This window comes from Dietzia sp. CW19 (genome assembly GCF_014145265.1).
GTDB classification, from domain to species: Bacteria; Actinomycetota; Actinomycetes; order Mycobacteriales; family Mycobacteriaceae; genus Dietzia; species Dietzia natronolimnaea.
This window is the reverse complement of sequence record NZ_JAALEE010000109.1, coordinates 1-1,369: the sequence shown is the minus strand read 5'-3', so window position 1 is coordinate 1,369 and position 1,369 is coordinate 1. Positions and strand designations below refer to the sequence as shown.

Here is a 1,369-nt window from a genome sequence, read left to right as displayed (position 1 = left end):
TGGCTGGCGGATGGACCCGCCGGTGTCGGTGCCGATGGCGATCGGGGCCTGGTGGGACGCCAGGGCGGCGGCCGAGCCACCGCCGGACCCGCCCGGGGTGCGGCTGGGGTCCCACGGGTTGCGGGTGGGGCCGTACGCCGAGTTCTCGGTGGACGACCCCATGGCGAACTCGTCCATGTTCGTCTTGCCCAGGATCGGGATCCCCGCCTCCCGCAGCCTCGCGGTGACCGTGGCGTCGTACGGGGAGCGGTAGCCCTCGAGCATCCTCGACCCGCACGTGGTGGGTGCGTCGGTGGTGGTGAACACGTCCTTGAGGGCGACAGGGACCCCCGCCAGCGGTCCGAGCTCCTCACCGGCTGCGAGACGGGCGTCGACGGTACGCGCGGCGTCGAGCGCCTCGTCGGCTCCCACGTGCAGGAAGGCGTTGATCTCTCCGTCGACCTCCGAGATCCGGTCGAGGTGTGCCCGGGTGACCTCCTCCGAGGACACCTCCCGCGCGGCGATCCGGCCGGCCAGCTCGGCCGCGGAGGCGGTGGTGAGTGAACTCATGCCTCCTCCCCCAGGATCTGCGGGACCTCGAAGCGCTGCTGGTCCGCGGCCGGGGCCTGGTCGAGCGCCTGCTCCGGGGTCAGACCGGGGGTGACCACGTCGTCGCGGTACACGTTGGAGATCGCGGTGGGATGGCTCATCGCCGGGACGTCGTCCGCTGCGACCTCGGACACGGCCTGCACGTGGTCGAGGATGTCGGTGAGCTGTCTCGCGAACGAATCCAGCTCGGGGTCGCTCAGTTCCAGGCGGGAGAGCCTGGCCAGATGCGCGACGTCCCCGCGTGAGATCGAGGTCACGTGTGTAGTCCCTTCGGCGTGGCGTGTCGGTACCGGCCCAGCCTAGTCAGGCCGTCAGAGTGCGGCACAATGGGCGCCATGTCATATCTGCTCCGCGTCCTGCTCCCCGATCGACCGGGCAGCCTCGGCTCCCTCGCGGTCGCCCTGGGAACCGCCGGCGCGGACATCATCAGCCTCGACGTGGTGGACCGGTTCGACGGGGTGGCCGTCGACGACATCGTGGTGAACGTCCCCAACGGGACCTTCCCCGACACCCTGATCACCGCGGCCGAGCAACTCGACGGGGTCATGGTGGATTCCCTGCGGCCGTTCGGCGGGATCCTCGACGCGCACCGCGAGCTCGAGCTCATCGACGCGGTGGCAGGGGCGGGGGCCGGCGCTGACCAGATGCTCGCCGACGAGTTGCCCGCGGCGCTGCGCCTCGGGTGGGCGCTCGTGGTGGAGGAGACGACCGATGGATGCCGGCTGGTCGCTCGCGGCGCCGCCGCACCGTTGTGGGACGGGGGCCGGGTCGAGGCGGTTCG

3 protein-coding genes are annotated in these 1,369 nt (G+C 71.7%); 1 reads left to right on the top strand and 2 read right to left on the bottom strand.

Annotated elements, in window-relative coordinates; genetic code table 11:
- Together G6021_RS03865 and gatC are read right to left on the bottom strand one after the other, a co-directional pair.
- On the bottom strand, positions 1 to 549 hold a 549-nt coding region (locus tag G6021_RS03865; RefSeq protein ID WP_241736415.1), incomplete at its 3' end, for an amidase.
- Positions 546 to 845 carry an Asp-tRNA(Asn)/Glu-tRNA(Gln) amidotransferase subunit GatC gene (gene gatC, locus G6021_RS03860; protein WP_182610883.1) on the bottom strand — a complete coding sequence of 100 codons (300 nt, stop codon included), beginning with the start codon at positions 843 to 845 and terminating at the stop codon, positions 546 to 548. The genes G6021_RS03865 and gatC, both read right to left, overlap by 4 nt.
- A gap of 78 nt (positions 846 to 923) precedes the next feature.
- On the opposite strand from gatC, the gene G6021_RS03855 reads away from it, so the two are divergent.
- Positions 924 to 1,369, top strand: a 446-nt coding sequence (locus G6021_RS03855; protein WP_182638838.1) for an amino acid-binding protein, incomplete at its 3' end; no start/stop codon positions are given.